Genomic DNA, 24,583 nt, shown 5'->3' on the forward strand with positions numbered 1-24,583 from the left:
TCCAAATCCCAATTTTGCCAATCGATATCTACTATTTTTTTGAAAGTTGTATTGATGAATTGAATTCCTTTCAAATCAGATTTTTCTAATTTTTGTTTGGTACTTTCAGAAACTAAAATCATATCCCACTTTTTATAAATTGCAGGAACAAAAGGACCTGCACGTTCTATACATATGATTTGGTCATTATTTTCATCAGGGTATGCAAACCCTGTAAATAAGGTATTTCCATAATCGCCCCAGGGCATTTTTTTGTTTTCAAATGTGTAAAAGTTCATAGTTTCTTTGTCAGTCATTGGTTTTGAAATATTGCTGGTAACGTTTTGGGTCTTTGCGATGGCGTACAATCGAAGCACAAATCTTCAATTTTGTACAAAAGTTCCATTGAAAAACTACCATTGAATTTTGCAATCGCGATATGAAACCCTTGTTAGCTACAGTATTTTTAAATCTTTTGCTATTTCTATTCTCCAATTTTCTATATTTTCTGATTTTGAATTATAGTCATCAATGGGCAAATTTCTTAAGTGAAATAAATCTGCTGATTTATCAAATCCAATTCTTGAGCCTACAGAAATATATTTTTCCAAATCAATTTCATCGTCAATATGGTCGTCAAAATAGTCAATCATTATGTCCATTAACATCAAGTCCACGTTATTTCCATAATCTTTATAAACTTGGTCATTTTCAAGTTCAAATTCTATTATTTGTTCAATTTCGCTGTCAATAAGCAGAACAGTAAAACTTTCCCCACAATCAAAAATAGGAACAACCCGTTTTCCATGTAGTATTTTATAATTCAATATCGTTGGCAAATAGAAGTATGCGCCGTCTACATCTTCAATTCGATATTCTAATTCTGGAATGTTTCCAATATTTTCTAAAAATACTTTTGGCAGTCCAAAATTCAATAGTTCTTTTATACGTTCTTCTTTTGCAATAATGTCGGTCATAATATTGTAGCTAACGTTTCGGGGGTTGGCGTTCGGGCGGGGTACTTTTGTTTAATTACAAAAGTGTTTCTGTAGTTTTCAAAACCATAATCTCCAATACCTAAATTTCTACCTTGATAAGATAGCTCTAAGGTCTTATTTAGAGTTTCTAAGACAAATTTGTCATTTCTGTTTACTTCTTGATTCCCTTTATTTTTATTATTTAAAGCCTCAATGCAAAAGTTAATAGATTCTTCAAGTTCTTGTTTCATTGTCATTTTGGTTTTTATCACAAGCTGTCACCTAAGGTCTGTTTATTGGTTTTATGCTGACAGCTAACGTTTCGGGCCTTGCGATGGCGGGCAAACCGAAGCCGAAACCTTCAACTAATATAAAAGATTGCACGATTTTAAATTTTCACATTTCTGTCAACGCTATTAAAAATGAAACAAACTTTCACCTATACGAGCACTTTGATTTAAGATGTATTGGCAATTGTTCAAATGTAAAAATATTAATTTTTGCAGAGTAGACCATTTACAATTCGCCGAGGATCATCTAAAATTCGTTAAAAAGAAGGGGATTCAATTAGTTTGGATAGAACTTCTGGGTACTCAGCCTAACACGAGGGTTTATAATGTATTCAACCAAACGGATTCTTATAGTCCTAGAGGAACTACATTACAACGGCCTACTAGATCGCTTGTGAGGCAAGAGTATTTTGATACCACATTGAATCGACCCGTATGGTGGAATGGCTCTATTTGGATCGATGGGAAGCAATCTGCCGCTTCGCCGGACACAGTAGTAGCTCCCAGTAATACCTATACTCCGTCGGAAGTTCAAGCTATTTTGGCTGAATTAAGAGATCTAAAAACTAAACTGCGAAGTGCAGGAATACTTGCCATCTAATTGTTTGCTGATTGGTTAATTGGCTTCCTTCTTTTAAAAGAAGGAAGCTTTTTCTTTGAGGTATCTGCTTAGGCTTTAAAGAATGAAAGAGACTTTTCGGTATCTCCTACATACCGCTTACATACCGCTTCTTTTCCTCAGATACCCATCACAGCAGCCATACTTTTGCTGTACACATAAAAACAAAAGAATATGACAAGTCAATTTTTAATTAAGAACACAATGGCAGATATGCGGAGCCTTTCTGTTTGTGAAATTATGGCATTACAAAGTGGATGTTTTACAGGAGTACAGCTGCTGGGCTACTATGAAAAAGGGGATACCCCAGCACCTATTGTTTATTTTTTGAGCACTACACCAGGTGACGACGATGGCGGAAGTATTATTGAAACCGGAAGTATTAAACTAGAACATAAATTTATAGGTGAACTCAATGTCAAATATTTCGGCGCCAAGGGTGACGGCACACACGATGATACATCAGCTATTCAGAGCACGATTGATTACGCTCCTATAAATAGCGAGGACTCGGGGGTAATAAGCCCAAAAGGATTCGCTAATGGTTTTAATGTTCAGATCCCAAGAGGTCGCTATAAGGTTTCGAGCACCATTATGCTTAAACGAGGATTAAATATAAAAGGAGCGTCCCTGGAGTCGACACAACTTTTGTCTTTCACACCAGGTTCAGTAATAAAGTACAGCGATGAGGGAAGGTATATACAAGATGAAATTAAAATAAGCGATTTATCCATATGGCAGGACACAACTGTTACTGCCACAAATGGAGCTGCTATTATGCTTGATTATGGTTCGACCACTGTATATAGCATGAAGCTTATGGTTGATAACGTATATATAGAGGGAACCTACGATGGTATTACAGCAGTAGCCCTTGTAGGTTCATCCATCAAGAATGTATTTGTATCAAAATGCGTTAGACACGGTATCTATATACCGATGACAATCGGAAATAATTCAGCAAGCAGCACCTCGTTGACCTTATACAATTGCTATACTAGTATAAATGGTGGAGATGGAGTTAGAATCATCAAAGGCGCCTATATTTCTCTGGTGGGGTGTGCGTCAGATTCCAATGTAGGCTATGGGTATCACCTTCAAGAAGGCCTCGGACACTCCCTTTATTGTTGTGGTTGTGAAGAGAATAAATCAGGAAATATTTTTCTATCGGCCTGTAGAGGAATTGCGTTAAATGTAACCTCCCTTTTGTCAATAATTAATGGAGAAGTTCACGGTATCATCATAAACCAGTCACATAATATTACTATTTCCGGTTATGCAAGATCTGGAGAAACAAACACAGGATATGCCGTCAATATTCCTTTAAATGGTGGTATTGTAGATCTATCAAATCTGAGTAGCGAAGGACCATGGCAGATCAAGCGAGTTAATACTGGTGTACTGGTCCGAGATTTGAGAAATGCTTTTGTAAGTAAGGACGGTCTATTTGCCCTTAACGGCAATACTGTCCAGCCCGGAAAGCTCTTGTCAATCGTTGGATTTCTACCAGACACTGTAAAAACCTCCGTTGAGAATATCGCTTCATTCACTAAGGCTGATTCGGTTCGAAATGTGAATCATTTTGTGCAATCAGTTGTTTCAGACAATAGTGAGTCCTATCCACTATTGGTCTCCAATTATACGGGTGTTGCAGTAAAAGGTACTTCGGCTAGCGTTCAGAAATTCGCTTCAAATTATATTGTAGAGTCCAATATCGGAGGAGCTGCAAATGCCAACATGATGATTGATGCGCAGAGTGGGACGGTTCCAGCCGGAAACTGGAACATATATTCTGAAAGTCAACGCAAGTCCTATTTCAAAGGTTCCTTAGTTTTAGGTGCTAGTAATGGCAGTGAAGTTATGGGCGGAAATGGATCTCCTGAGGGCGTAATTACAGCCAAGGTAGGGAGCATTTATATCAACAATTCGGCGACGTCGTCGTTGGATAGCCTTTTTATAAAAGATAATGGTTCAAGCAATATAGGATGGTTACCGTTCGTTCCAATGAGACAAGCTGCTACTACTGATAACGCAGCAGCAGATCCTGGTGTCACTTATACCCAATCAGAGGTGATGGCAATCTTAACGGAATTGAGAGATCTAAAAACAAAACTGAGAAATGCAGGTATATTAGCCAGTTAGGTATTTTACTACATAACAAAAGCACAGGTTAACAAATGCGGTATTCTAAAAAATACCGCATTTGTTATTTAAAATCATACTATCAAAAATGGGTAGTGTTTCCACTTTTCGGTATCTCCCCGATACCGCTTACATACAGCTTGTTTTCCTCAGATAGCATCCTCGCCAACTATACTTTTGCTATACACATACAAACAAAAGAATATGGCAAATCAATTTTTAGTTAAGGAAACGATGGCGGATATGCGAGACTTATCTGCTGCTGAAATTACAGCTTTACAAAACGGAACTTATGACGGTGTCCAACTATTAGGCTATTACGAAAAAGGGGATACCCCAGCGTCGATTATTTATCATTATGTAGACCCCCTGAACGATCCTGACCCCGGACCAGAAGACGGTGGAAGTATCGTTCAAATTGGCAGTGTAAAACTCGAACATCGTTTTGTCGGGATGGTTTCATTGAAATACTTTGGGATCCATGATGGAAGCGCTAATGATACCGTTAGGGTTAACAATGCTGTGCTGGCTGTTGAGCGGTATAAGGCGGAAGGATATATCGTGCCCTACACGACGAATCCTATCATGATTGACGGAGTATCACAGGCTGTCCCTGGGAATAATAATACTAGAGGCATCATCCAGAAATCGAATCAGATCGTTTGTTTTGAAGAAGGAGCAAGATTTAAGATTATACCCAACAGCTCTGGAGGATATGCGGGATGGAACTTCTATAAGGTTGAGAATGTTAAAATAGTAAATGGATATATCATTGGTGATGCTGATGTACACATTACACCAAATAATAATATTTGGAAAAGGTGGGAAAGCTTGACCCCATTTAATGTAGGAGACTATATTTATATAAACCGAATGGGATTCAAGGTAAACCAAGCAGGTGTAAGCTCTGCCATTAGACCATTTTATAAAGCTAAAAGTTTAACTGTTGGTACTATCGTTGAAAATGGTAGCTTAAAGCTTGAAGTAGTAAATAATGATTTAGGAGAGTGGGGGCACTGTATAGAAGTAACAGATTGCAAAAATATTGACTTTCATAATTTTCGAGCAGACAAAGCTTGGGGCGACGGTATTTATTTAGGCAATGAAGCAGGTAATACAGATCGAACAAAACATAATACCAATGTTAGTCTATTAGGAAAAACTTATTTTGAATCTTGCCGTAGACAAGGTATATCCGTAATAAGCTGTAATAACTTTTATGCACAGCATCTAGAAGGTTATGATATAAAGGGTGCAGATCCAGAAGCTGTAATTGACTTTGAACCAAACTCACCCACCCAAACCATTAGCGGAGTCGTCGACAATGTTACAGCAATTAAATGCGGGTATTCCGTTTTGTTTGCTTCACAATCCAATGAACTTAAAATACGCATAGGATCCATTCAAAATATTGATTCATTTCTCACCGGGGCACTCCACTTTCAAGGTTTGGGACACTTCCATGAAAACCCCGAAAACTATGTGTACATCGGTAGTTATTATGCGAATAAGTGCCATAAGGCTCCCATTCAGCTTTCCAATTGGTTTGATGGCTACCAATCTTCAATTAGAGTAGATAATGCTTTAATAGACGATTGGTCACCAGATGAAGAAGTAGAGACAAGTATAGTTTATTTTAAAAATATACTGAAGGATGATCAGGGCAATTTGCTCGCATTAAATAAACCAATCACGAATATTGACATTAAAAATTTTGGATTCAATAAAAGAAACTTTGTCAATAGTGCGATCTTCAGGCCTTTCATGATGTATGCAGAAATGCTAATGAGTCCTAATAACTATTTGAGCAATATTAATATTGATTATAACTATTTTGATTATGATGCAATTGAAGATGGTCAAAGCTCATTTACAGTTGATAACAATTCTGTCAGAACATCTAAGAAAGCCGCAACTACAGCCACAAACTCATTTAAAACTAGTTTAGCTACCCAGCCCGTGAAATCTGGAGACCTGCTATATACAACCGCTCCGAGTACTACTTTAAGAATCTTAAGAAGAGGTTTTACCGAGGCTATTGTCATTAATTCATATCAAACTACCGATGCCGCTACTTTTATCTTAAACTTGGGCCTACAGAGTGGTTTTACTGAAGTTGAGGCAATTGGGCTCACGGTTACAGCAAATACCTTTAACCTTCGATATGGCGCCGTGTTCAAATTACAAAGAGTTAATGACTCCAAACTACGTATAACATTGTTATACTATGGAGCTAAAAATATCAACAATATAGCTCTTATAGGCACACCATCAAATACCAATCTATTAGATATTGCATCTGATACTGTTTATGGAAATTCAGATGTATTTTTACATTGGGATTCTTCGCGTGCGAATTTGGTAAATTATCCACCCAATGGCCGCGGAAGTATTATCCAATATACAGACTCATCTACTGGTGCGAAAACATTTTTAGCCTTTGGATATAGTGGTGGAAATGCTATTTTTTATTTGGGTAATAAAGTGGGATCTGCCGTGAATTGGGTAAATATGATTCAGTCGGCTACTACGTCGTTACGAGGACTGGTAAATCAAACAACAGCACTACCGAATATAAATCAGCCCGACCTAAGCAACACTACAGCATCTGATGTAGCTGGGCTAACAGCTTGGATCAATACAAACCTTGTGCCCTTGGTAAATGCCATTAAGACTTCACAAAATGATGAATTGAGCAGTCAGCGTTTTGCTGGGCAGCAAGCGCTCTAATTTTCGGCTTATAATTTGTCAAAATTTGAATGACTTTTTTTTGAAAATGAACAAGTTATTTAGGCTTCACCAGGGCGTAGAAATTTTCAAAGCTTTCACTTTGTTAAAATAAATGTTCATTCAATTAGAGTTTTAATCTGATCTTTTATAAATAAAGCCTTAAAATTTATTTTAAGGCTTATGCACAACCTACTTTATTTTCAGATCCTTTACTTCCCTAATACTTCCACTCAACCTATCAGTATTAAAAAAGTATGAAATTCCATTAAGTTTATTAGATAGCTGATTTAATTTAACTTGGCCTTTCTTTGTATTCTGTTTATTAAGAACGAAAATTATTGCAGGATCAGAAGGAGATCCAAAATCATTTTTAATATCATCAGGCACTGAAGAGTCAGCCTTGATCCCCCTGTAGTAACCACCTATATTTTGAGCATTTTTAATTTCATACATGCTCAAGTATAAATCAAATTGACCTACTGGAATATCAAAAAATCCGACTGGCTTCCCATAAGTGTAAACTTCCTGCTCATTTTCTTTGGAAACACCTATTATCTCAATATCGCAATAAGGTTTAAGTATATTAATTAGTAGTTCACTTGCCGATGCAGTCATACTGCTCACAATAAAATAGACCTTTTTTACTGCACTCAGACCATCAGTTTTTTCAAAATACGACACATTCGATTGTACACTGTAATCTATATCAAATAAAGTCAGCGGGCTGCCATTGCTATAAATAGGTTTATTATTTTCGTCCAAAAGATTATAGTTTTTTAATATTTCTGCCTCTCCCTGTTGCATCTTTGTATTGTAATGCTCACTGTACATAACCTTGCCATTTACAGAAAATGGCGCAATTAGGTTTGCCAAAAAGTTTACTGTTGTTTGATATCCTCCCTGATTGTATCTTAAGTCAACAATCAATTCTGTTATCCCTTTCTGTTCAAATATAAACAAGACAGGGGACAGGTATTTTTCTGAATTCGATAAAGGTGTAAAGCTATTGTAAGCAATGTATCCAATTTTTTTATTTCCCTGTTCCAATATCATGTTTTTTACAACTGGATTTGGTTCATATATTGCTGCATTCAATCGCACTTCTCTTTTTGTGCCATTGCTATTTATGATTTCAAATTTGATAAAAGAAAGGTCAATCGCTTTCTTCCATTGCGTCAGGAAGGATTGCTTGGAAGGAACTGGTAATCCATTAATGGATACAATTTGGTCACCTCTTTTAAGCCCCGACTTCCCACTGGGCGAATTTGGATCAACGTATATTAATCTAATGACATTGTCTCTTATCCCTATGGAAAGACCAAAGGGGTTATAAAGATTATATTCTGTATCTGAGTCATTAGTGGCTGATATTTGGGATATGATGGAAGAATATTTCGGAGCTGTTGGGTTAAATGGATTATACTCATAAGGTTCATTTTTCGCAGCAATTTTCGGAAAGCGTGTTATTTCAAAAATTTCATTCTTATACATCGAAATTTCATCCGCCCCGGGTTTATAAAAACTTTGGGGATTGAAATGACCAATTGCCGGCAATTGGTCATTCCATAGATAAACGTCTTGAGCAAGCCGGAAGATAGTATCTAGATTTTCACTTATCCTTTTTCGCTCTACGGGTATTTGGGGGATTTCATCGTCTTTCTTATTGCATGACTGCATCATGTTAACGGTAAAAACCAATAGAAAAAAAACTAGTATCCTAGCCATCATTAGTAACTCTCGTCGGACCTAAGTGCATTATAATGGTCAATTACTTTTGGAAGAATATAGTAATTTTCACTGCTTTTCATATCAAAACGTGTGTAATCCCTAGACGTGCGTGCATCCGAACCGTATTTAACAAAGTAAAATACCTTTTTATTCTCAATCAGCTTGCTAGCCGTCGGATGTTTAAGCCGTAATGTGTCAACCCTTTTTCCTTGATCCCACGATCCTTTCCAGTCATACGTGCTTTTTGTACCATAGCTACGTTCATATAGATAAGGGACAAAAATAGGTGTATCATCTAATGGAAATTTCCCTAATGGATCTTTATAAAAACTCATGTAAATATCCGAATCTGTAAATCTGGGATTGCTGACGTTTTCATCCTTTTCCCATTTACTGTTCTTATACTCTATCCGTACATAAGGTTTTTCAAAGGGGCCATAGTTGATCTGAAAAGGAGCTTCAACCAACTTATTGGTACTATTTAATTCTGCCAGCTGGAAGGCTATCGGAATGCCGGGACTTGTTTTGGAATAGGTTTTATTGGCACTCAGTACCTGTATAAATCCTCCCAGTCCGTTTATCATTTCAGCAGCAGATTTATCCGTCCCGATCCCGGTATATTTAACTTTTATTGTAGCTTCATTAATGACTGCTTTATCCTGCTCTGTCATATTTCTGTCTATACCTATAAAATTTCCTATAATCCCCAACTGTTTATATACTGCATTAAAAAGATTTTGCATACTGGCCCCAGATTCGATGATCATTATCCCCATTCGTCCATAAGTAACACTTTTAACATAAACTGGCACTTTCCCTCCTGTAATGGTATTCATATTCAGTCCGGTCGGATCAAATAGCTCATTAGGCTTTGGTATATCTGTATCAACAGTAAAATTGTGTTGAAAAAATTTGATCTTAATAGCTGATTTAGATACAATTAAATGATTCTCACCTTGCTTGATCGTATTCGTATTGATTAAAAACGCGTCCAAACCTTTTTGATAACCATATAAAGTTTTCAGTTCTTCATAAACCCTAAAAGTATCCAATGATACGTCAAGCGACGCTGCCCCCACTTCACCTGGATTAACTTTTTCAAGGTCTGCAAGTGCTGCATTGACCAAGGCTATTCCCGATGTTGGCTTTGCGATAGCGGTTTTTGCAACAGCATATCCCGAGACAGGCAAAGATGTAGAGATGGTAATCGGACGGATACCATTTGAGATTCCTTTTAGCATTTGTGGAGAAAAATTACCCTCTAAACTTCTTCCATCCAATATGGCTCCCGGAAAAATATTTAGAGCCATCGATCCGTCTGCAATGGTAAACATATTTGCCTTATATTTTCGATGAAGGGTAAGAAAGACTTGACTTGGTTCACGTGGATTGGATTTCTGGGTAATAGAATCTGGACCATCCTTACTTGTACCCCCTGAGCCCGCTCTTAATCTCGGCGGATCCTCTGCTCCAGATGTTGGTGTGGAGCTGTTCGCCTTTTTTCTCGATCCAGGTACTTTATTTCCTTCAGTGGGTACATTTGATTTCGATTCTACTGTAAACCCATTGATGACAGGCGAACTGAGCTGATCTAGCACCTGATATTTAGCTGATACCGGTGCATCAGAATCCAGATCTAATGTGGAACAGCCAACGACAGAGCACAGTAAAGAAAATACAGCAATATTCTTCCACATTCTCCTAGGGAGAATTTCCATTTTTACTATTTTCATAGAATTATTTTATGATAATTATGCTATATTACTGCTCATTCTGTTGTGTACCCTCTTGGAAAGCCATTACTCAAGGCCCATTTTCCTGTTCGCTTATACTTAACATTTCCCTTTTCATCGAAAATGGTATAACTGGCGATTACCTCATCACCTTGAATATTATAGTCGGTTATTCTTACGGAATAATCAGCAGGGATATTGCTCGATTTTTTTAGGTCATTCTGCCAGACAATATCTTTTTTACCTGCCCATTCATCTTCTACACTTGTAACGATCTGTACCCGCGAAATAAGTCCATCACTTCGAAAAGCCATATCTTCAAAATTATTAATTGGAATATATTGCCCTCCACTTCCACTAGGATAAGAGGCTAAATTGGCATCAATATCTTTGGTATAGCGGATCGTAAAATCCCTTTCATAGCAGACCAACTGTGTTCCACGCTGCCCCAGTCCCATAAATCCGCCACCACGATTAAGATCATAATCCGTTCCCTCGCGTACCAGTAGGGTATTTTGATACCAGTGTACAACATTATTATAATCTACAATTGTCCAATCTTCTGGCTTTTCAATTTTATACTTTTTGGTATAGAATTTTTTTGTGTCTAAATTGATATTGGCTAGTAACTGGATGTATTTTTTTTGAATTTTCACATCATCCATTACAATCTTTAGCACTAGAGTTGCGTCATTGATACTGATATATTTATTCGGTGTAGCCACACCTGTTATTACCATAGCTGCTTCTGAAGGGATTTCTGCCGGATCTATCGTCGGACAGACCTCTGCGAAAATTGTCTTGCCTTCTTTGTTGTCAACCCGGATCTCAAGCTTATTGTCCAATGTATTGACAACATAATATTGGTTACCAATACTGTCCTTGACCGCTGTTGTCCGCCATTTTTCATTTTTCTTTTCGGGTTCGATTGTACCGGGTGTATCTTTCCCACAGGAGAATATCATCACAGTGAATAACAAGATTACACTTATCTCCACTGCACCTTTATAACTTCTTTTAATATCCATAATCGAAATGTTGTTAAAAATCTATCTTAAATGTTGTTTTAAACTTGGAGTTATCTTTTAGATATTTTGCTGTGTAAAAAATCGGTACCCCAGGATCGCTTGCTGTAAATGTCCCTACATTCTGTGAAATAAAATCTGATACACCGTCGGGATTCGGATTGATCAATAACTGGATCACATTATTCCCCATAGTACTGCCTAGCAGATATATCGTAATACGACAGTTCGCAAAAAGCGATTTTTCTTCCTGCGTATAGGATTCCGTCGATTTCTTCAAAATCTTCTTCACTACTTTTTCAAATACGCTCTTCATCTGGGAACTAAAGTTATTTGATTCCAGGACTAATAAACCAAATCTACCATAAGTTACGGAATTGATGTATACCGGAGAAAGACCATTGAAAACATTTGGCGGAATAGCTGACATATCTATAAGCTCCCCTGCAAGCGGATCGGACATATTATAGGTGAAATTCTCAACTGTATAGCTCGCCATAAGTTTGGTTGAATAGTATTCCCCACTAGAACTGTAGTCAAACGACGAATTAGTGGATGAGAATAATTTACTCTGGTTCACATTATATCCAAAAGCAAATTTTACCTCGCTATAGTTCGAAAATGCCGCCATGTAATCCGAATAATTTATAATATTTGTACCCAGAAAGTCGGGTGCCATAAGTGCATTCCTTAAAAAGATACGGCTGTTCGAAAGACTTGGACGATCAATTGTACCTATGGATAGGCTGGACGGAAAAGAGAGGTCAACACTTATCGGAGCACTCTGGTAGTCCGAAAAGGTAGCAAACTGATCGGACGCTATCGAAGCAGCGTGCAGGATTGACCCCGGATAAATATAACCCGCATTTCCAGGAGTAACCACCATCTTGTCCGATTCGTAAAAACCCGTTTTGCCATTGCCGTTTGACCAGATGCTATCTCTCAAATGTATCAGATCCAGCGATTTCCTTTTGTCCAGTAACGACTTTAGTTCTGTACTTTTTCCTCCGAGTATGACCGGAGCTATGGGGTCAATCTTCAGATGGCTAAAATAATCAGACAGTTTGCCTGTTGTTTTTTGTACTGGAGCGCTTTCTGTTATTGGGTGTTCTTTTTTACAGCCCAATAACAGGATGCAGAAAGAAAAGAGGATGAGATTCTTTTTTATCATAACGGCCAACTTGGTCGGTAATTAATTTGCGACATTAATTTTAAATTGATTTCTAAAGGTTTCAAAGTTGTCAAGGTAATTTAAAGTATAATACAATATCTCCCCACGGCTATCTTTGCTAAAAGCACCACTCCCTGCCAAAACTTCAGCAAATCCAGGCAAACCGGTCACGATCGCCTTAACAATGGATTCTCCTTTTGGCCCGATAAGATATACCTTCATCCTGGAGTTCTGAATAGTGGCCTTCTGCTCCTTTGTCAGACGTAAATTCAATGCTGCTGAAAACTTCGAACCTAAGCTGTCTTTCGATGAAATACTCAGCATATCTGCGGCCAGGGTCAGACCGACATTGATCGTCTTTTGCACCATCGTGTAAGAAGAGTCTGATTCCATAATAAATATCCCTTTTCTTCCATAGGTAACCGAACTGACAATAACGGGTCTGATATTGTTAAAAACGGACATATTAAAATTTTCCTTTAGGAAAGGCTTTTCAATGGGAGGCTCAATGGCCACAGAAAAGTTTTCCTGTGTAAACTCGGCACGTACAATTGTTTTAAATGTCGATTTGTCTAAGGAATCGAGATAGCTTCCAGTAAGAACTTTTGCCAAATTAAAATTTATCCCAAAGGATTTTTTCAATTCTTCCGACTTTCTAAATTGGCTCTGCTCATAGGTAAAGGATTGGAGTTGATCGGTTCCACCATGTTCTAGAGCCGTCTGAATATAATTGTTTTCCGCCGACTTCGAAGGTATTATCGTTCTAGAGATGCTGTCCGTGGGAAAATTTGCATACATAGTAATCGGATTTCTATAAGTGGAAGGTATGAGTTCAGGGAGAACCTTTTCAACATCGATCGCTTTGTCTCCTTTTAATATAGCTCCCAGGTATAATTGCCTTCTAGTTTCGGGCAGTATTGCCGGAATGTCGGTTGTTTCGTAAAAAGTCGTTTTACCTTTGCCATTTGCCCAGACACTGTCCCGTAGGAAGGTAAGCGAATTCCGCTTTTTCCGGTTAATAAATCCCTTTTTTCCGATGCTGTCAAAACTCGTTAGATTAATGACCGTCGGCTCAAAGCGGTAGGTTTTAAACCCTTCAAACTGTCCTTTGACTTCATGTCCCTCACCGGGTACAATCTCTTTCATTTTAGAACAGGAGGCCAGAAGACCGATAACTGTCATAAAGATAATTGGTTTTGCAATTTTTCTCATAATCATTTGGTTAAATATACATATGATGAGTATTCTATCCTCCCGTTAAAGCGTTTTAACTAAAAGAGAGTTAATACTGATCGTTTTGCGATAAATTATAAAATGAAATTAAAAAATATATTTTATATTAGTTGCTATTTATTTAATAAACTACACAATTGTGTATAAAATATTAATACGAAATACTATTTGTTATTTTTAATGAAACATATTTTTTTTAATGGTCAAATATTCGTTGATAAGATGATCGGTAGTATAAATTGTCCCGATAAAATTATTTTTTAAGGAATTAAAAAATGATGACAATGACGAGCGTGAGGTTATATAAATGGAGGAGTGACCTGTTTAGATCATAGTTACTAAGAGGTGTTGGCAGAGAAGCTATTAGGAAGCGATCAAGAGGATCATCCAAAGAAAAAAAATCAGAAATAAAACTAATAATTATTTTGGATCATATTATACTGGTTCAGATAATTCGAAAGATGAAAACGAGAAAGATACTTATGTCCAAAATCTGGTCACATTTAAGTTAAAATGCTATGAATAAGATAAGAACTTTTCAAGTGATACTTCTATTGACTCTCATAATTATTATTATAAATGCATGCGACTTTATCGCTGCAGGTAGTAGTAACCTAATGGCTGAAAGGTACCAATTTGAGATCTCAAAAGATTCACTGACGCAGAGGATTAAATTGTTTAATGCTTCGCAAAACTCAAAATCCCAAGATTCTATATTTAAAATTGATAAAGACAGTCTCTATTTTTAAGAGGGGTATATTGATGATGATAAAAACGGTGAAAGTTATTTTGTATTAATTCCAAACTCATCTGAATCAAATACAAAATTATTGCTTATATCTGTTAAAAATCGTGATGGTAGAGTGATAGGAATTAATCACAAGCCTGAAAATAAAGAGGAGATTATAGTAAGAAAAACTGTGATAAAAAACTTTGAAAATCGGATCTTAAATAATTTAAGTTTGAAGTACCATCATTTAGGAAATGCGATGGATAAAGACTATTAATATATTTTTAGAGCTTAGGACCGCTAGCAAATTTTTCTTTTGTAACCTTTCCTTCTACCGGTTAGAGGGAAGCTTTTTTGTTTGGAGTATTTGTTCAGAGTCTCGAGAATGAAATAGACTTTTCGGTATCTCCCCGATACCGCTTACATACTCCTAGTTTTCCTCAGATAGCCTCATCAAGAGCCATAGTTTTGCTATACACATACAAACAAAAGAATATGGCAAATCAATTTTTAGTTAAAGAAACAATGGCAGCTATGCGAGGCTTATCTGCTGCTGAAATTACAGCTTTACAAAGCGGAACTTATGAGGGAGTTCAGCTATTAGGCTATTATGAAAAAGGGGATACCCCGGCACCGATTAATTATTATCTAGCCCCAACGACTCCCGATCCCAGAGAAGATGATGGCGGAAGCATAATCTCAGTGGGGACAACAAAGTTGCTGCACACTTTTGAAACAGTCATAGATGTACGGTATTTTGGTTTGCGGAGCGGCGCTGCCTACATTAATGATCCACAGCTTGTCAATAACATCTTTGTCCATAATGCTGGCAAAGAGATTCTGTTTGACTACAACACAGACTTTACGATGGATATGGGAATTGGCTGGAACGACGGGACAATTAAAGTAGTAAATAATACCAATGTTATTATCAACGGGGTGATACGGCATCGGCCGAGTACAAATGGCAATGCCAGTATGTTTCTGGTTCGAAACGCAACCAATGTATCTTTTGAAGGTACGGGAACGCTCATCGGATACAAACATAAAAGGCCCGCAGCAGGTCTTAATATCTATTACAAGCATTTTGACCGGTTTAATGGTAACTATCAATTGGGAGACTATGTTACCCTAAATTCTTATGGTTATAAAGTAATACAGCTTGGCCGCATGGAGAAGGATCCAAGTGTCACCAAGAGTTCAGTAATCGGAGATAAATTTTTACTAGGAACGCCTTCGGGATCATCCGAAGAGAACCAGTTTATGAAGCTAGAGCTTATTGAAGAAAAACTAGGAGAGTGGGGACATGGTATCTATATTTATTCATCAAGCAATGTACGTATCAGTGACCTGACTTTACGCGAGTTTTGGGGCGACGGATCGGCTGTGGGCGGTGATGAAGATCAGGGCAACAACAAACCGAGTGAAATGGTTAAATATCATAACGTTCAATTTATTGACAATAGGAGACAGGGGCTATCCCTGATAAACTGTAGTACGATTGAAGTTGACCATTGCTTATTTTCTCAAACCTACGGGACACTTCCTATGGCAGGGATAGACCTTGAGCCCAATCCAAATAAAGATGGCAAAATTAAGGTAGGAAAGGTTATCGATGTGAAAATTACCAACTCGGTCTTTACCGATAATTATCAGGCATTGGCGATGTACAATCCATTTCCGTTAGAAACATCTAGGATTGATCATATTTATCTCGAAAATAATGAAATGCGTGATAATTTGATCAGCAATCTAGGAGTAGCAAGAGCTGGTAATGTTACCGTTGCGGGACTTCGGTCTTATCCAACAAAAATTGGCAACTATTCAGGAGATGTTTCCGTTTGTGCGGCGTCTTTTCAGATGAACAACTCCTATATCGAATCTGATGCGAGCTATAGTACTGGGCAGACTAATTTACACGTAATCAATCTAAGCAATACTTTTACTGATTTATCTTTAATGAAAAGATTTTGGGTCAACAACACCGAATTGAGAGGATTAAATGGCGTCAAACTAAGCTTTCTTAATATTCCATTTGCTTGTCCGGATCTTGATATCAAGCTTGATCATGTTTCTGTCTACGATGTTGGCGTTTGTACGGTAGCAACGGGAAATACTGTAACCCAGTTGAAGTCTTTGGCCTTTGAAAACTGTTATTTTAGAGGTTATGCGGGATATCTGGGTTCAAAAAACATTGCAATGGAAAAGTTGGATTATATCAATAATACGTTCGATTTGCGATCGAGACCCAATGTTGTTAATGAATCGCTGATCAATGTCCCCGTAGGGTGTCAGCTGGCTAATATCGTCGGAAATACATTCAACGGATTGGAGCCGATAGCCGAACAGTCAGATAATAGCCTTATTACCATACGGAATACAGGAGCTGGGGTACGGGCCAATATTTTACGTAATATATTTAAGAATATTGGTAAAGTCAATTATCCGATTATTGAGACGCTCGGAGGAAATAGCACACCTACTTTTGTGATTGAATCCAACTCTTTTATCGATTGTTATGTCAATAACTATTTTAGAGTGAATAGGGGCAATCATGGATTTCATTTTATAGTGAATAATGTATTTACACGAGCCTCCGTTGAGGATACGATCAATGCATTGGGGACTACACTTGCTACTGGTTTTAGATTATTTATCAATATGAATGTATTTCAGTTGGCTCTAAATAAAAATATTGTGGCTCCAGTACTCTATTCAGGCTATGCTATTGCACAGGCCAATACCATTAATCATCTATTCCGGTATAAAAATGAAGATGTATTGGGTAATGCCTCAGATCTTGCAAAGGGCCTGGTCAATCAGTCTGCTGTTGCTCTTGACAGTGCCGTCCTGCCCGGAGTAAGTTATACACAATCGGAAGTGCAAGGTATATTGACTGAATTGCGAGACTTGAAGACCAAGCTGCGAACAGCAGGAGTTTTGGCACACTAGTCACTCAACAAGCATAGAAGATATAAATGCGGTACTCCAAAAAGTACCGCATTTTGTGTTCAACGTAATCTCACTAAAATGGATAACGTTGTGTACTTTTCGGTATGTCCCACATACCGCTTACATACACCTTGTTTTCCTCAGATAGCGCTCTCGTCAAATATACTTTTGCTATACACATAAAAACAAAAGAATATGGCAAATCAATTTTTAATTAAAGAAACAATGGCAGCTATGCAAGGCTTATCAGCCGCTGAAATCACAGCTTTACAAAACGGGACCTACGACGGAGTACAACTATTGGGCTATTACGAAAAAGGGGATGCTCCAGTACTGCTTATCTAGTATTACGTTAACGCACAGCTTGGCTCGAATCTTGCGTGAATAGCCAATAGAATGGGGACAAATGCCCATGCAGGATTAAGAACTGGGAGCTTAACAGTGAATAAGTCTTAGATGCAAAAAGAACAAATAATAGAGCAATTAAAAGAGTTTTATCCGGCAGGTGTTTCCTTGGATGATACAGAGACTTATGTTGGGTCGGAAGCTTTTAATAATCGGAAACTATGTATCGAATCAGCATGGTCAGACCGTAGGCAATGGGAGCAGTTGAAAGATTCCCTATCCGATCTTTCTGCTGAAATCTGGGATTACTCCTTTATGGGAGGAAGTCCGTCGTATCACTTTTCCTTTAGCCAGCAGCAAAATGATAACACCTTATACTCTTTATTTGTTAGTGTTATTTTACCCTATTATGCAATCAGGATTATGGATCTGTCCAACTTGGATAAATCGTTTAATTCTGTGAGCGATGCCGATTTCTATGTATCTGAAAAGCTGGGGAATAAAGTGAAAATTGTTTTCCCTCTGCATCGTATTATTAAGGATGAGGCTTTGCTGCAAGCTAAGATTGATATCTTTGAAGCAGATGGTGAAAACCCTCTATCAATACAGCATCTTTTGTTCTCTACAATTGAAACATAATTCCTAACAGAATTTAACTCCTTTAATCCCGCTCGTGTAATGAATTGGAAATATTATTCTTTAATCCACTCCATTCAACGAGTTACTGGAGGTGGTCTATACAGGCGAGGCATAATTTAATTTTTTATGACCTTCTCTAATTCAAATATTGTTTGAGAACCGTCTATATTGATGTATTCCAATTTTAAGAATCCATATTTTTCATTAAAATACGAAGTCAAAAATGTCTTCCCCAGTTGGCTGTTGGCAGTTGCCCTTGAAACAACGCATTTAATCTCTCCAAACTTTGTTTTTAATTTTTTACGCTCAAGTATTTCATAAATGTAATCATTTTCTATACGTCCTACCCATTTTTTCCACCTGACATTTGACCAATGATCTCCTATGCTCAAATGCCAATTCCATTTTTTACCATTTTTAGTGGGAAATGAAATATATGGAAATGGATTTAGCTCTAGAATGGAAAAAAGTGCAAATCGAGGAGGATGTATCCAAATGTTCTTTTTATTTTCAATTACCCCAGTTATTTCTTTTCCAATTGATTGTCCTCCGGTATTTAAGAAGTTATAGAGGAAATTAGTTTGATTGTAGTCTGGTATACTCGCTTTGAAAGCATTGCCATTCAGTGGTATTATTGTAACATTAAGAATGGTAGAATCATTCTTTCTTTCTATTGGGATGAATTCCCATTCATTCGTTGTTTTTCCTGATTTGCCTATTTTTCCGATGAAATATTCCTGTTTATCAATCCCGATGTGCTTATAGCTATAGATTAACTTTGTTCCAGTGACATAAATTTCGTTATCGAGATTGTATTTATTCTCGTCAACATTCGTTGAGTCAAATTTTTCTACTAAAATTCCATCGTTGTCGATCATGAATTTTGGAGCAACCCTTGTCTTGCAGGAAGCAATAAGAATTGAGATAATAATTATTGATACTAATTTTGTTTTCATTTGATATGCTAATTTACATTCAAATTTAACCTCGATCTACTATTAGGAATTGTAAAAATGTAAACTTAAATAATCAGCCAAACGACTTTATTATTGCCTTGAGTCTGCTTAAAAAAATCTTTGGGTTTATAGGACGTCAATAATTTAAAATACTTGTTGAAATGAGCCTGATCGAAAAAGGAATTTTCATAGGTTAATTTTGTGAGAGTCTCATCCACAACATGACTTTTGATTGCATTACGAAATCTCGATATTGTCCTAAATTCAGTCGGCGATTTCCCTATACCATCTTTAAAATAATTGCTGATATATTGTCGGGAAAGATTTAGCTCAAATGAAATTTCACTAATTGTTTGATTACTGTTTAATCTCTTAATCAGATCCACTAATAGACGGTCAATTTCAGAGCAAATTCTATTGGCTAGGAATTTCTCAATTTCAATATTTATATCCTTGCCTCCTTGATTATCAGAAATTTTATTGAACTCCTTTTTTAAGAGATGATTGTCGCAATCAAAAATTGTTTTAGTTTGGGAGTTTTTGATTACTTCTGGGAAAAGGCAAGCCAAAGCGCCAGGTTTTAAATAGAGAGTAATCTCTTCTACAGGGTCTAAATACCTAATTTCCAAGGGTCGTTTGTATTGAGTGATTACACTCAATAGTGAGTTCCCCTCTGATTTTGTAATATGAATAATTTCATCCTTTATTTGAACAGAACCATTTTTAATAAACGTAACGATAGTATAGTTATTTGGAAAAGTTAGATAGTGTGGTAATTTTTCATCTTTTGCTGATAAATAATAGTAGCCCTCAATGTAATTAAGTAATTTTTCATTTTGTGGAGATCTAAATTCTATCATACCAACCTAAGATTAATCAGTAAATTTTAGTAAAAGTCATTAAAGTGATACTTCCATTTTATTCGGAATATGTAGAATTAAGATACATCAAATCACCCTATAAATGGAAATGTCTGAAATATTTTTTTATTTATCGTCTCCTATTGGATCAATAACAGGCTGAAATCAATGCGGTGGAAGCCCTAAGTTACATAGAAAGAGATGTAAGTAACACATTTATAAGTAACACATTTATAAGTAACACATTTATATATTGAGTTACCCATTTTTTAACTATCAAGGCTTTCGCTGTAAACCGTCCTTAAAACTCTTTAAGAACTCCTTGTCGTTTAATAGTGACTCCTTGTCAATCATACTCTTATAAAGTTAGTAAATAAAAAATGCGAAGTCCTTTCAAACTCCGCATTTCTATAAATTACACACTTTATGAGACAGTATCTTTCTTTATCGACCCCAAGAATTCTTGCACGTATATTGTCTTTCGGTTACCTACTAATATTTTTTTTCTTCGTTCTTTTCGTCGGACTGTAATTACAGGCTTTGTTTTCTGTATATTCAATTTTATATTCAGACAGAAGCTGTGCAATTATTTCGTTGGTTTCATTTTCGTTCAATCCTATTTTTTCTCCGAGGTCAATTTCGTTTAGGTGACCAGCATTGTCTATTAGTGCTTTGTAATATTTCTCTTTATTTTCCATAATTATATCTTTTTTTGTACAGCGATCATCATATGGGGACTGAATGGTAGAAGATAACTGTCATTTTCAGTTATTTGGATAAGTTCTATCAATCCTTTCCGCCTTCTGCAGTTCATCATATTAGCAAAAAAGTCTTTGTCCAGCCACGCCATGCCTTCAACCGCATAGGTATTAAGATAGGTTAATTGTTGATTTATAAATTCATCCTTTAGCTGTTCAGGTTTATGATAAAATGCTTCGGCTAAAAGCCAGGGGAAATCATCGGGCGGATTATGTTTGCCAACTGTCAGTTCTTGTTTACACATTTCAAAAAATGACTTTTTGTGAATTAAGCCATTTAAAAGACCTGCCAAAGTTGATGCAGTATAATTAATGGCGAAACCTAATATAATTCCGTTGTTTTTCAAAACTCGTTTGGCTTCAAAAATGGCTAAATCCCTGTCTTCTTTCTTTTGAAGGTGATAAAGAGGGCCGTGTAGTATAATAAGGTCTGCATAGTTATTTGAGAATTCCAATTTTCGAGATTCTCCTATGTGTACAGAAAATTTGTTTTTCAATTTATTAGCTCTGTTTCGGGCTATTTTTATATGTTTTGAAACTGGCTCTACCAAATGAACCTTATGTCCTTTCTTTGCAAGCCATTCCGAATACTTTCCTGTACCGCCACCGATATCAATTATTGTTAAAGGTGAAGATAAAATATGTTTTTCTATAAGTGATTTGATTCTTTCAAACTCAAATACACCCATTCCCTTATCAAGTCGGGTTTCTTCGGATGCTTTATTGTAGAATATCTCTATTTCTCTACTTATTAACTGTTTACTATTCATTATATTCCTTGTATTATCATCATTTTTGGATGCTGAATACATCGTAAAATGATGAGACAATCGACTCACTAATCAATTGTTTGTTTATGATTTAATAAAATAAGTGGATACAATTATCTGTGCAGTAAAATCAAAAGATTTCATGCATTAATTACTCTTTTTCGAGTTCGTCTTTTTTTGTTAAGACGCAGATAATATGTTAGATATAGTATAACAGACTACAAAAATAGAAATTTTTTACAACTTATTCCTTTTAATTACATAGAAATTTTCTGCTCTTTGGTCTTGACGAACAGTAAAAATGCTATTTATAATCTTCTCCTTTTCTTTTTTCTTCATTCGTTTGGTGACCTCCCCCCGCAAAACAGGACATTTTAAAAGTAGAGAATTCGGGCATGAATTGCTAATTTTAAATAGGAGGAAAAACGATGAAAAGATCAAAGTTTACCGAGGCACAGATAGCTTTCGCACTACGTCAGTCCGAGACCCAAGTGGAAGAAATATGCCGACAAATGGACTTTCCACAGGCGACATTTTTCAACTGGAAGAAAAAATACGGTGGTTTAGGTGTTCCTGAATTGCACAAATTGCGGCAGCTGGAAGAGGAGAATGCCCAGGACAATTCTCCATTTTTTACGTTCGGCGGCATGAAGGTGCCGCTCTCCAGACGTTTATAATAAAGTACAAAGCCTCCTTTTTCCCAGTGCAGCAGCTTCATATGCGTACGGCTACGGTTCAAAAATACGAAAACCTCACCGCTGGTAGCCTGACGCTGCATCCCTGAACCGATCAGTCCGCAGAGCCCGTCGAATGATTTTCGCATGTCGCAAAAGCCATCATAAAGATAAAAATGGTGCGAGGATCCCAGTGCAAACATCAGTAAAGACGGATCAGCTGTAATAAAAGGGCAAGATCATTTTCAGTCTTTATACGCACACCATTGGGATAAATAATCTCAACATCGCTCTTTCTTGGGCCTTATCAATTGTTATAAAGCTGCCGCCGCCTGTGTGATTTTCTTTACTGCGAGAAAACCAATAATAAAAGGTCGCTTCATTGATCCCATTTTCCATACAGTAAGCTTTCTTACTTTTTCCGCTTTGCTGCCAGTCTGCTATCATAGACAGCATACGCTACGTTTTTCTTGAATGTTATTCATAGCAACAAAGCTAACAACCGTGGTAATCTAAGTCAATATGTACTTGGTAGGACGGATACATATATACAGCGTATCTTCCGAAGGATTATTATATACCTATTTAGATGACCAATTCCAGCAACAAGGGCAGGGACAGTCGCAAGATCTGTTAAAATGCAAGAATCTAGTGTTGAGCAATATCAGTATCAATAAAATTCAGACGACTGTCAATGGTGAGGGGCTAAGGGTACAGGGAGAAGCTTTCTGTTCACATGATGATATTACAATGTCCGATATTTATATTAGCAATAGTCAGAGCACCGGAGTTTTGGCTACCTATTCCAATCGGATTACAGTTAACAATTTAAAGATTGATAAGATCAATACCTCTCGCGGAATGCAGTTTACGCTATGCAATGATATTCACGTACAGGGAGGTTATATCTCCAATATCGGTAATTATGGAGCAGGCTTTACAGATTGCAAAGATGTACTTATTAGCGGTTTGAAGATTACAAATCCGGGTGTATCGGCGTTCTATTTTAATAATGCTACCGATGCGGTTAAAATAATAGGCTGTACCACTAGGGATAATAAGAGCCCTAAGCTGATGAGTAAGTCAGTAATTGTTGAGTCTAACTTGCCCGCTCGAAATCCCAAGTATATTATAGCTGATAATGATTTTGAGGATGCCGTTGGCAATAAAATTACGATACAGAATGGCGTAATACAGGATCGGATGAAAATCTCAAACAATGTAGGTATTTAAGGTAAATAGAATGAATTATATCGTAAGATAAAGGACTGACCTTTTTCTATGGTTAGGGTTTGATCAACATTTTCTAGGAAATGATCAATAGTTATCTACTCAGATTCGAACGAACTCGCCCCAGCCACTTTTAAACCTCATTTTCAAGTATATTATAAATTACTGCCGTAATTAAGCCACAAAAATTACTTGCTAAATCATGGCTGTAATCACACTCTAACGACCTCAAAGAACATCCATAACTCTGTAATGTCAGCCATACGAATTAATAAATTATTAAAATTTCTTAATACTTTTATCTTTATTACCACTAATGAAATAAACAATATGAGAACTAATTTTAAAAACTCAACATATTTTGAAAATTACATCGCATTAAATAATGAGGACATTGAATTCTATGAACAGGCACTACAATCTGGAGCTACCAAGGAAGACAGGATTCCGGCTGTCAACCGCCAGATTTTTACAACAAGTCTTCATACAACAATCGCGAAATATTCTGCTGGATATCCTATCCCTGAAATCCAGGTGGATTTTTTAAAAGTTATAGATAGATTAAAAACAGGATGGCAAAGCGGAACTTCAGGTATCAAGTTTGATGATTATATATTAATGCTTTGGATGCTCTCATTAGGAGTATTATTGGATACTGACGAAGAGAATTTTAAAAAAATAACTGCTGTATTGGACGAGAATAATCATAAAGATTATATTTATGATATTATTATTGCTTCTAAACTTTCCGGCAGAGCTACTGATTCTCCATTGACATATACCAAAGAATTTGGTTTTCTAAAAGATTTTTATGTCACTAGAGACATTAATGAATTGAAGAATTACCTGGACACCAAATGGTACAAAAAAATGAAATCAACTTATTGGTTTGATAATGATAAAAACAAAAATGAAGTATTCTTCGGATATTGGAGTTTTGAAAGCGGAGCTCTAGTTAAAATCTTAGGTTTAGATGATACTAATCTAAAACAACATCAATACTATCCTTACGATGTGGTTCACTGGAAATGATGTCACATGA

General features: G+C 36.6%; 21 protein-coding genes and 2 pseudogenes. 9 read left to right on the forward strand and 14 right to left on the reverse strand.

Translation table 11 applies throughout. The annotated features are described in order from the left end of the window. The 3 genes from M2408_RS26035 to M2408_RS26045 form a co-directional block, all read right to left on the reverse strand. On the reverse strand, window positions 1-296 hold a 296-nt coding region (locus M2408_RS26035; protein ID WP_259187507.1), incomplete at its 3' end, for a hypothetical protein. A gap of 138 nt (window positions 297-434) precedes the next feature. Further along, entirely contained in the window at window positions 435-956 is a 522-nt protein-coding gene (locus M2408_RS26040; protein WP_259187508.1) for a hypothetical protein, read from the reverse strand. Then, the gene (locus tag M2408_RS26045) at window positions 953-1,207 is read right to left on the reverse strand and encodes a hypothetical protein (protein WP_259187509.1); all 255 of its coding nucleotides are present in this window, start codon (window positions 1,205-1,207) and stop codon (window positions 953-955) included. The genes M2408_RS26040 and M2408_RS26045 overlap by 4 nt, the downstream gene beginning before the upstream one ends. 433 nt (window positions 1,208-1,640) lie before the next feature. Here M2408_RS26045 and M2408_RS26050 point away from each other — a divergent pair, with 433 nt between their 5' ends. The 3 genes from M2408_RS26050 to M2408_RS26060 all read left to right on the forward strand — a co-directional run bounded on the left by M2408_RS26050 (window position 1,641) and on the right by M2408_RS26060 (window position 6,737). Then, on the forward strand, window positions 1,641-1,847 hold the full coding sequence (locus M2408_RS26050) for a hypothetical protein (protein ID WP_259187510.1): 207 nt from the start codon (window positions 1,641-1,643) through the stop codon (window positions 1,845-1,847). Between the two features lie 192 nt (window positions 1,848-2,039). After that, the gene (locus tag M2408_RS26055; protein WP_259187511.1) at window positions 2,040-4,007 is read left to right on the forward strand and encodes a glycosyl hydrolase family 28-related protein; all 1,968 of its coding nucleotides are present in this window, start codon (window positions 2,040-2,042) and stop codon (window positions 4,005-4,007) included. Window positions 4,008-4,211: 204 nt separating this feature from the next. Further along, window positions 4,212-6,737 (forward strand): hypothetical protein, encoded by a 2,526-nt coding sequence (locus M2408_RS26060; RefSeq protein ID WP_259187512.1) that lies wholly within the window; start codon window positions 4,212-4,214, stop codon window positions 6,735-6,737. Between the two features lie 189 nt (window positions 6,738-6,926). Here the strand turns inward: M2408_RS26060 and M2408_RS26065 are convergent, their stop codons facing one another. Genes M2408_RS26065 through M2408_RS26085 form a run of 5 tightly spaced genes read right to left on the reverse strand, consistent with a single transcriptional unit; the run spans window position 6,927 to window position 13,606 of the window. Further along, a complete protein-coding gene (locus M2408_RS26065; RefSeq protein ID WP_259187513.1) occupies window positions 6,927-8,417 on the reverse strand; it encodes a S41 family peptidase in 1,491 nt (496 codons plus the stop codon). 47 nt (window positions 8,418-8,464) lie between these two features. Further along, window positions 8,465-10,198 (reverse strand): thiol-activated cytolysin family protein, encoded by a 1,734-nt coding sequence (locus M2408_RS26070; protein ID WP_259187515.1) that lies wholly within the window; start codon window positions 10,196-10,198, stop codon window positions 8,465-8,467. A 35-nt stretch (window positions 10,199-10,233) separates the two neighbouring features. After that, window positions 10,234-11,226 carry a hypothetical protein gene (locus M2408_RS26075; RefSeq protein ID WP_259187516.1) on the reverse strand — a complete coding sequence of 331 codons (993 nt, stop codon included), beginning with the start codon at window positions 11,224-11,226 and terminating at the stop codon, window positions 10,234-10,236. 13 nt (window positions 11,227-11,239) lie between these two features. Next, window positions 11,240-12,394, reverse strand: a complete 1,155-nt coding sequence (locus M2408_RS26080) for a thiol-activated cytolysin family protein (protein WP_259187517.1) — start codon at window positions 12,392-12,394, stop codon at window positions 11,240-11,242. A gap of 21 nt (window positions 12,395-12,415) precedes the next feature. Next, a complete protein-coding gene (locus M2408_RS26085; protein WP_259187519.1) occupies window positions 12,416-13,606 on the reverse strand; it encodes a thiol-activated cytolysin family protein in 1,191 nt (396 codons plus the stop codon). Between the two features lie 1,246 nt (window positions 13,607-14,852). Here M2408_RS26085 and M2408_RS26090 point away from each other — a divergent pair. From M2408_RS26090 to M2408_RS26100, 3 genes are all read left to right on the forward strand, one after another. Beyond that, window positions 14,853-17,309: a hypothetical protein gene (locus tag M2408_RS26090; protein WP_259187522.1), complete on the forward strand. Its 2,457-nt coding sequence runs from the start codon at window positions 14,853-14,855 to the stop codon at window positions 17,307-17,309. Between the two features lie 195 nt (window positions 17,310-17,504). Further along, entirely contained in the window at window positions 17,505-17,654 is a 150-nt protein-coding gene (locus tag M2408_RS26095; RefSeq protein ID WP_259187523.1) for a hypothetical protein, read from the forward strand. A gap of 111 nt (window positions 17,655-17,765) precedes the next feature. Continuing rightward, window positions 17,766-18,293, forward strand: a complete 528-nt coding sequence (locus M2408_RS26100; protein ID WP_259187524.1) for a hypothetical protein — start codon at window positions 17,766-17,768, stop codon at window positions 18,291-18,293. A gap of 116 nt (window positions 18,294-18,409) precedes the next feature. On the opposite strand, the gene M2408_RS26105 is transcribed toward M2408_RS26100, so the two are convergent. The 4 genes from M2408_RS26105 to M2408_RS26120 form a co-directional block, all read right to left on the reverse strand. Beyond that, the gene (locus M2408_RS26105; protein ID WP_259187526.1) at window positions 18,410-19,249 is read right to left on the reverse strand and encodes a hypothetical protein; all 840 of its coding nucleotides are present in this window, start codon (window positions 19,247-19,249) and stop codon (window positions 18,410-18,412) included. Between the two features lie 65 nt (window positions 19,250-19,314). Further along, window positions 19,315-20,109 (reverse strand): AraC family transcriptional regulator, encoded by a 795-nt coding sequence (locus tag M2408_RS26110; protein WP_259187527.1) that lies wholly within the window; start codon window positions 20,107-20,109, stop codon window positions 19,315-19,317. A 485-nt stretch (window positions 20,110-20,594) separates the two neighbouring features. Then, on the reverse strand, window positions 20,595-20,807 hold the full coding sequence (locus tag M2408_RS26115) for a hypothetical protein (protein WP_259187528.1): 213 nt from the start codon (window positions 20,805-20,807) through the stop codon (window positions 20,595-20,597). A gap of 2 nt (window positions 20,808-20,809) precedes the next feature. Further along, window positions 20,810-21,637, reverse strand: a complete 828-nt coding sequence (locus M2408_RS26120) for a bifunctional 2-polyprenyl-6-hydroxyphenol methylase/3-demethylubiquinol 3-O-methyltransferase UbiG (protein WP_259187529.1) — start codon at window positions 21,635-21,637, stop codon at window positions 20,810-20,812. Between the two features lie 428 nt (window positions 21,638-22,065). On the opposite strand from M2408_RS26120, the pseudogene M2408_RS26125 reads away from it, so the two are divergent. After that, a pseudogene (locus M2408_RS26125) lies at window positions 22,066-22,254 on the forward strand (transposase); the annotation flags it as partial. Window positions 22,255-22,286: 32 nt separating this feature from the next. On the opposite strand, the pseudogene tnpB reads toward M2408_RS26125, so the two are convergent. Both tnpB and tnpA read right to left on the reverse strand, forming a co-directional pair. Further along, window positions 22,287-22,514, reverse strand: a pseudogene (tnpB, locus tag M2408_RS26415) (IS66 family insertion sequence element accessory protein TnpB); the annotation flags it as partial. A gap of 49 nt (window positions 22,515-22,563) precedes the next feature. Further along, the gene (tnpA, locus tag M2408_RS26130; protein ID WP_259187530.1) at window positions 22,564-22,758 is read right to left on the reverse strand and encodes an IS66 family insertion sequence element accessory protein TnpA; all 195 of its coding nucleotides are present in this window, start codon (window positions 22,756-22,758) and stop codon (window positions 22,564-22,566) included. A 75-nt stretch (window positions 22,759-22,833) separates the two neighbouring features. Here tnpA and M2408_RS26135 point away from each other — a divergent pair, with 75 nt between their 5' ends. Continuing rightward, complete coding sequence (locus M2408_RS26135; RefSeq protein WP_259187531.1) at window positions 22,834-23,544, forward strand: right-handed parallel beta-helix repeat-containing protein; 711 nt, start codon at window positions 22,834-22,836, stop codon at window positions 23,542-23,544. A 327-nt stretch (window positions 23,545-23,871) separates the two neighbouring features. Then, window positions 23,872-24,573 (forward strand): PoNi-like cognate immunity protein, encoded by a 702-nt coding sequence (locus tag M2408_RS26140; RefSeq protein WP_259187532.1) that lies wholly within the window; start codon window positions 23,872-23,874, stop codon window positions 24,571-24,573. Window positions 24,574-24,583 lie beyond the last annotated feature (10 nt).

This window comes from Sphingobacterium sp. BIGb0165, assembly GCF_024810095.1.
Lineage (GTDB): Bacteria > Bacteroidota > Bacteroidia > Sphingobacteriales > Sphingobacteriaceae > Sphingobacterium > Sphingobacterium detergens.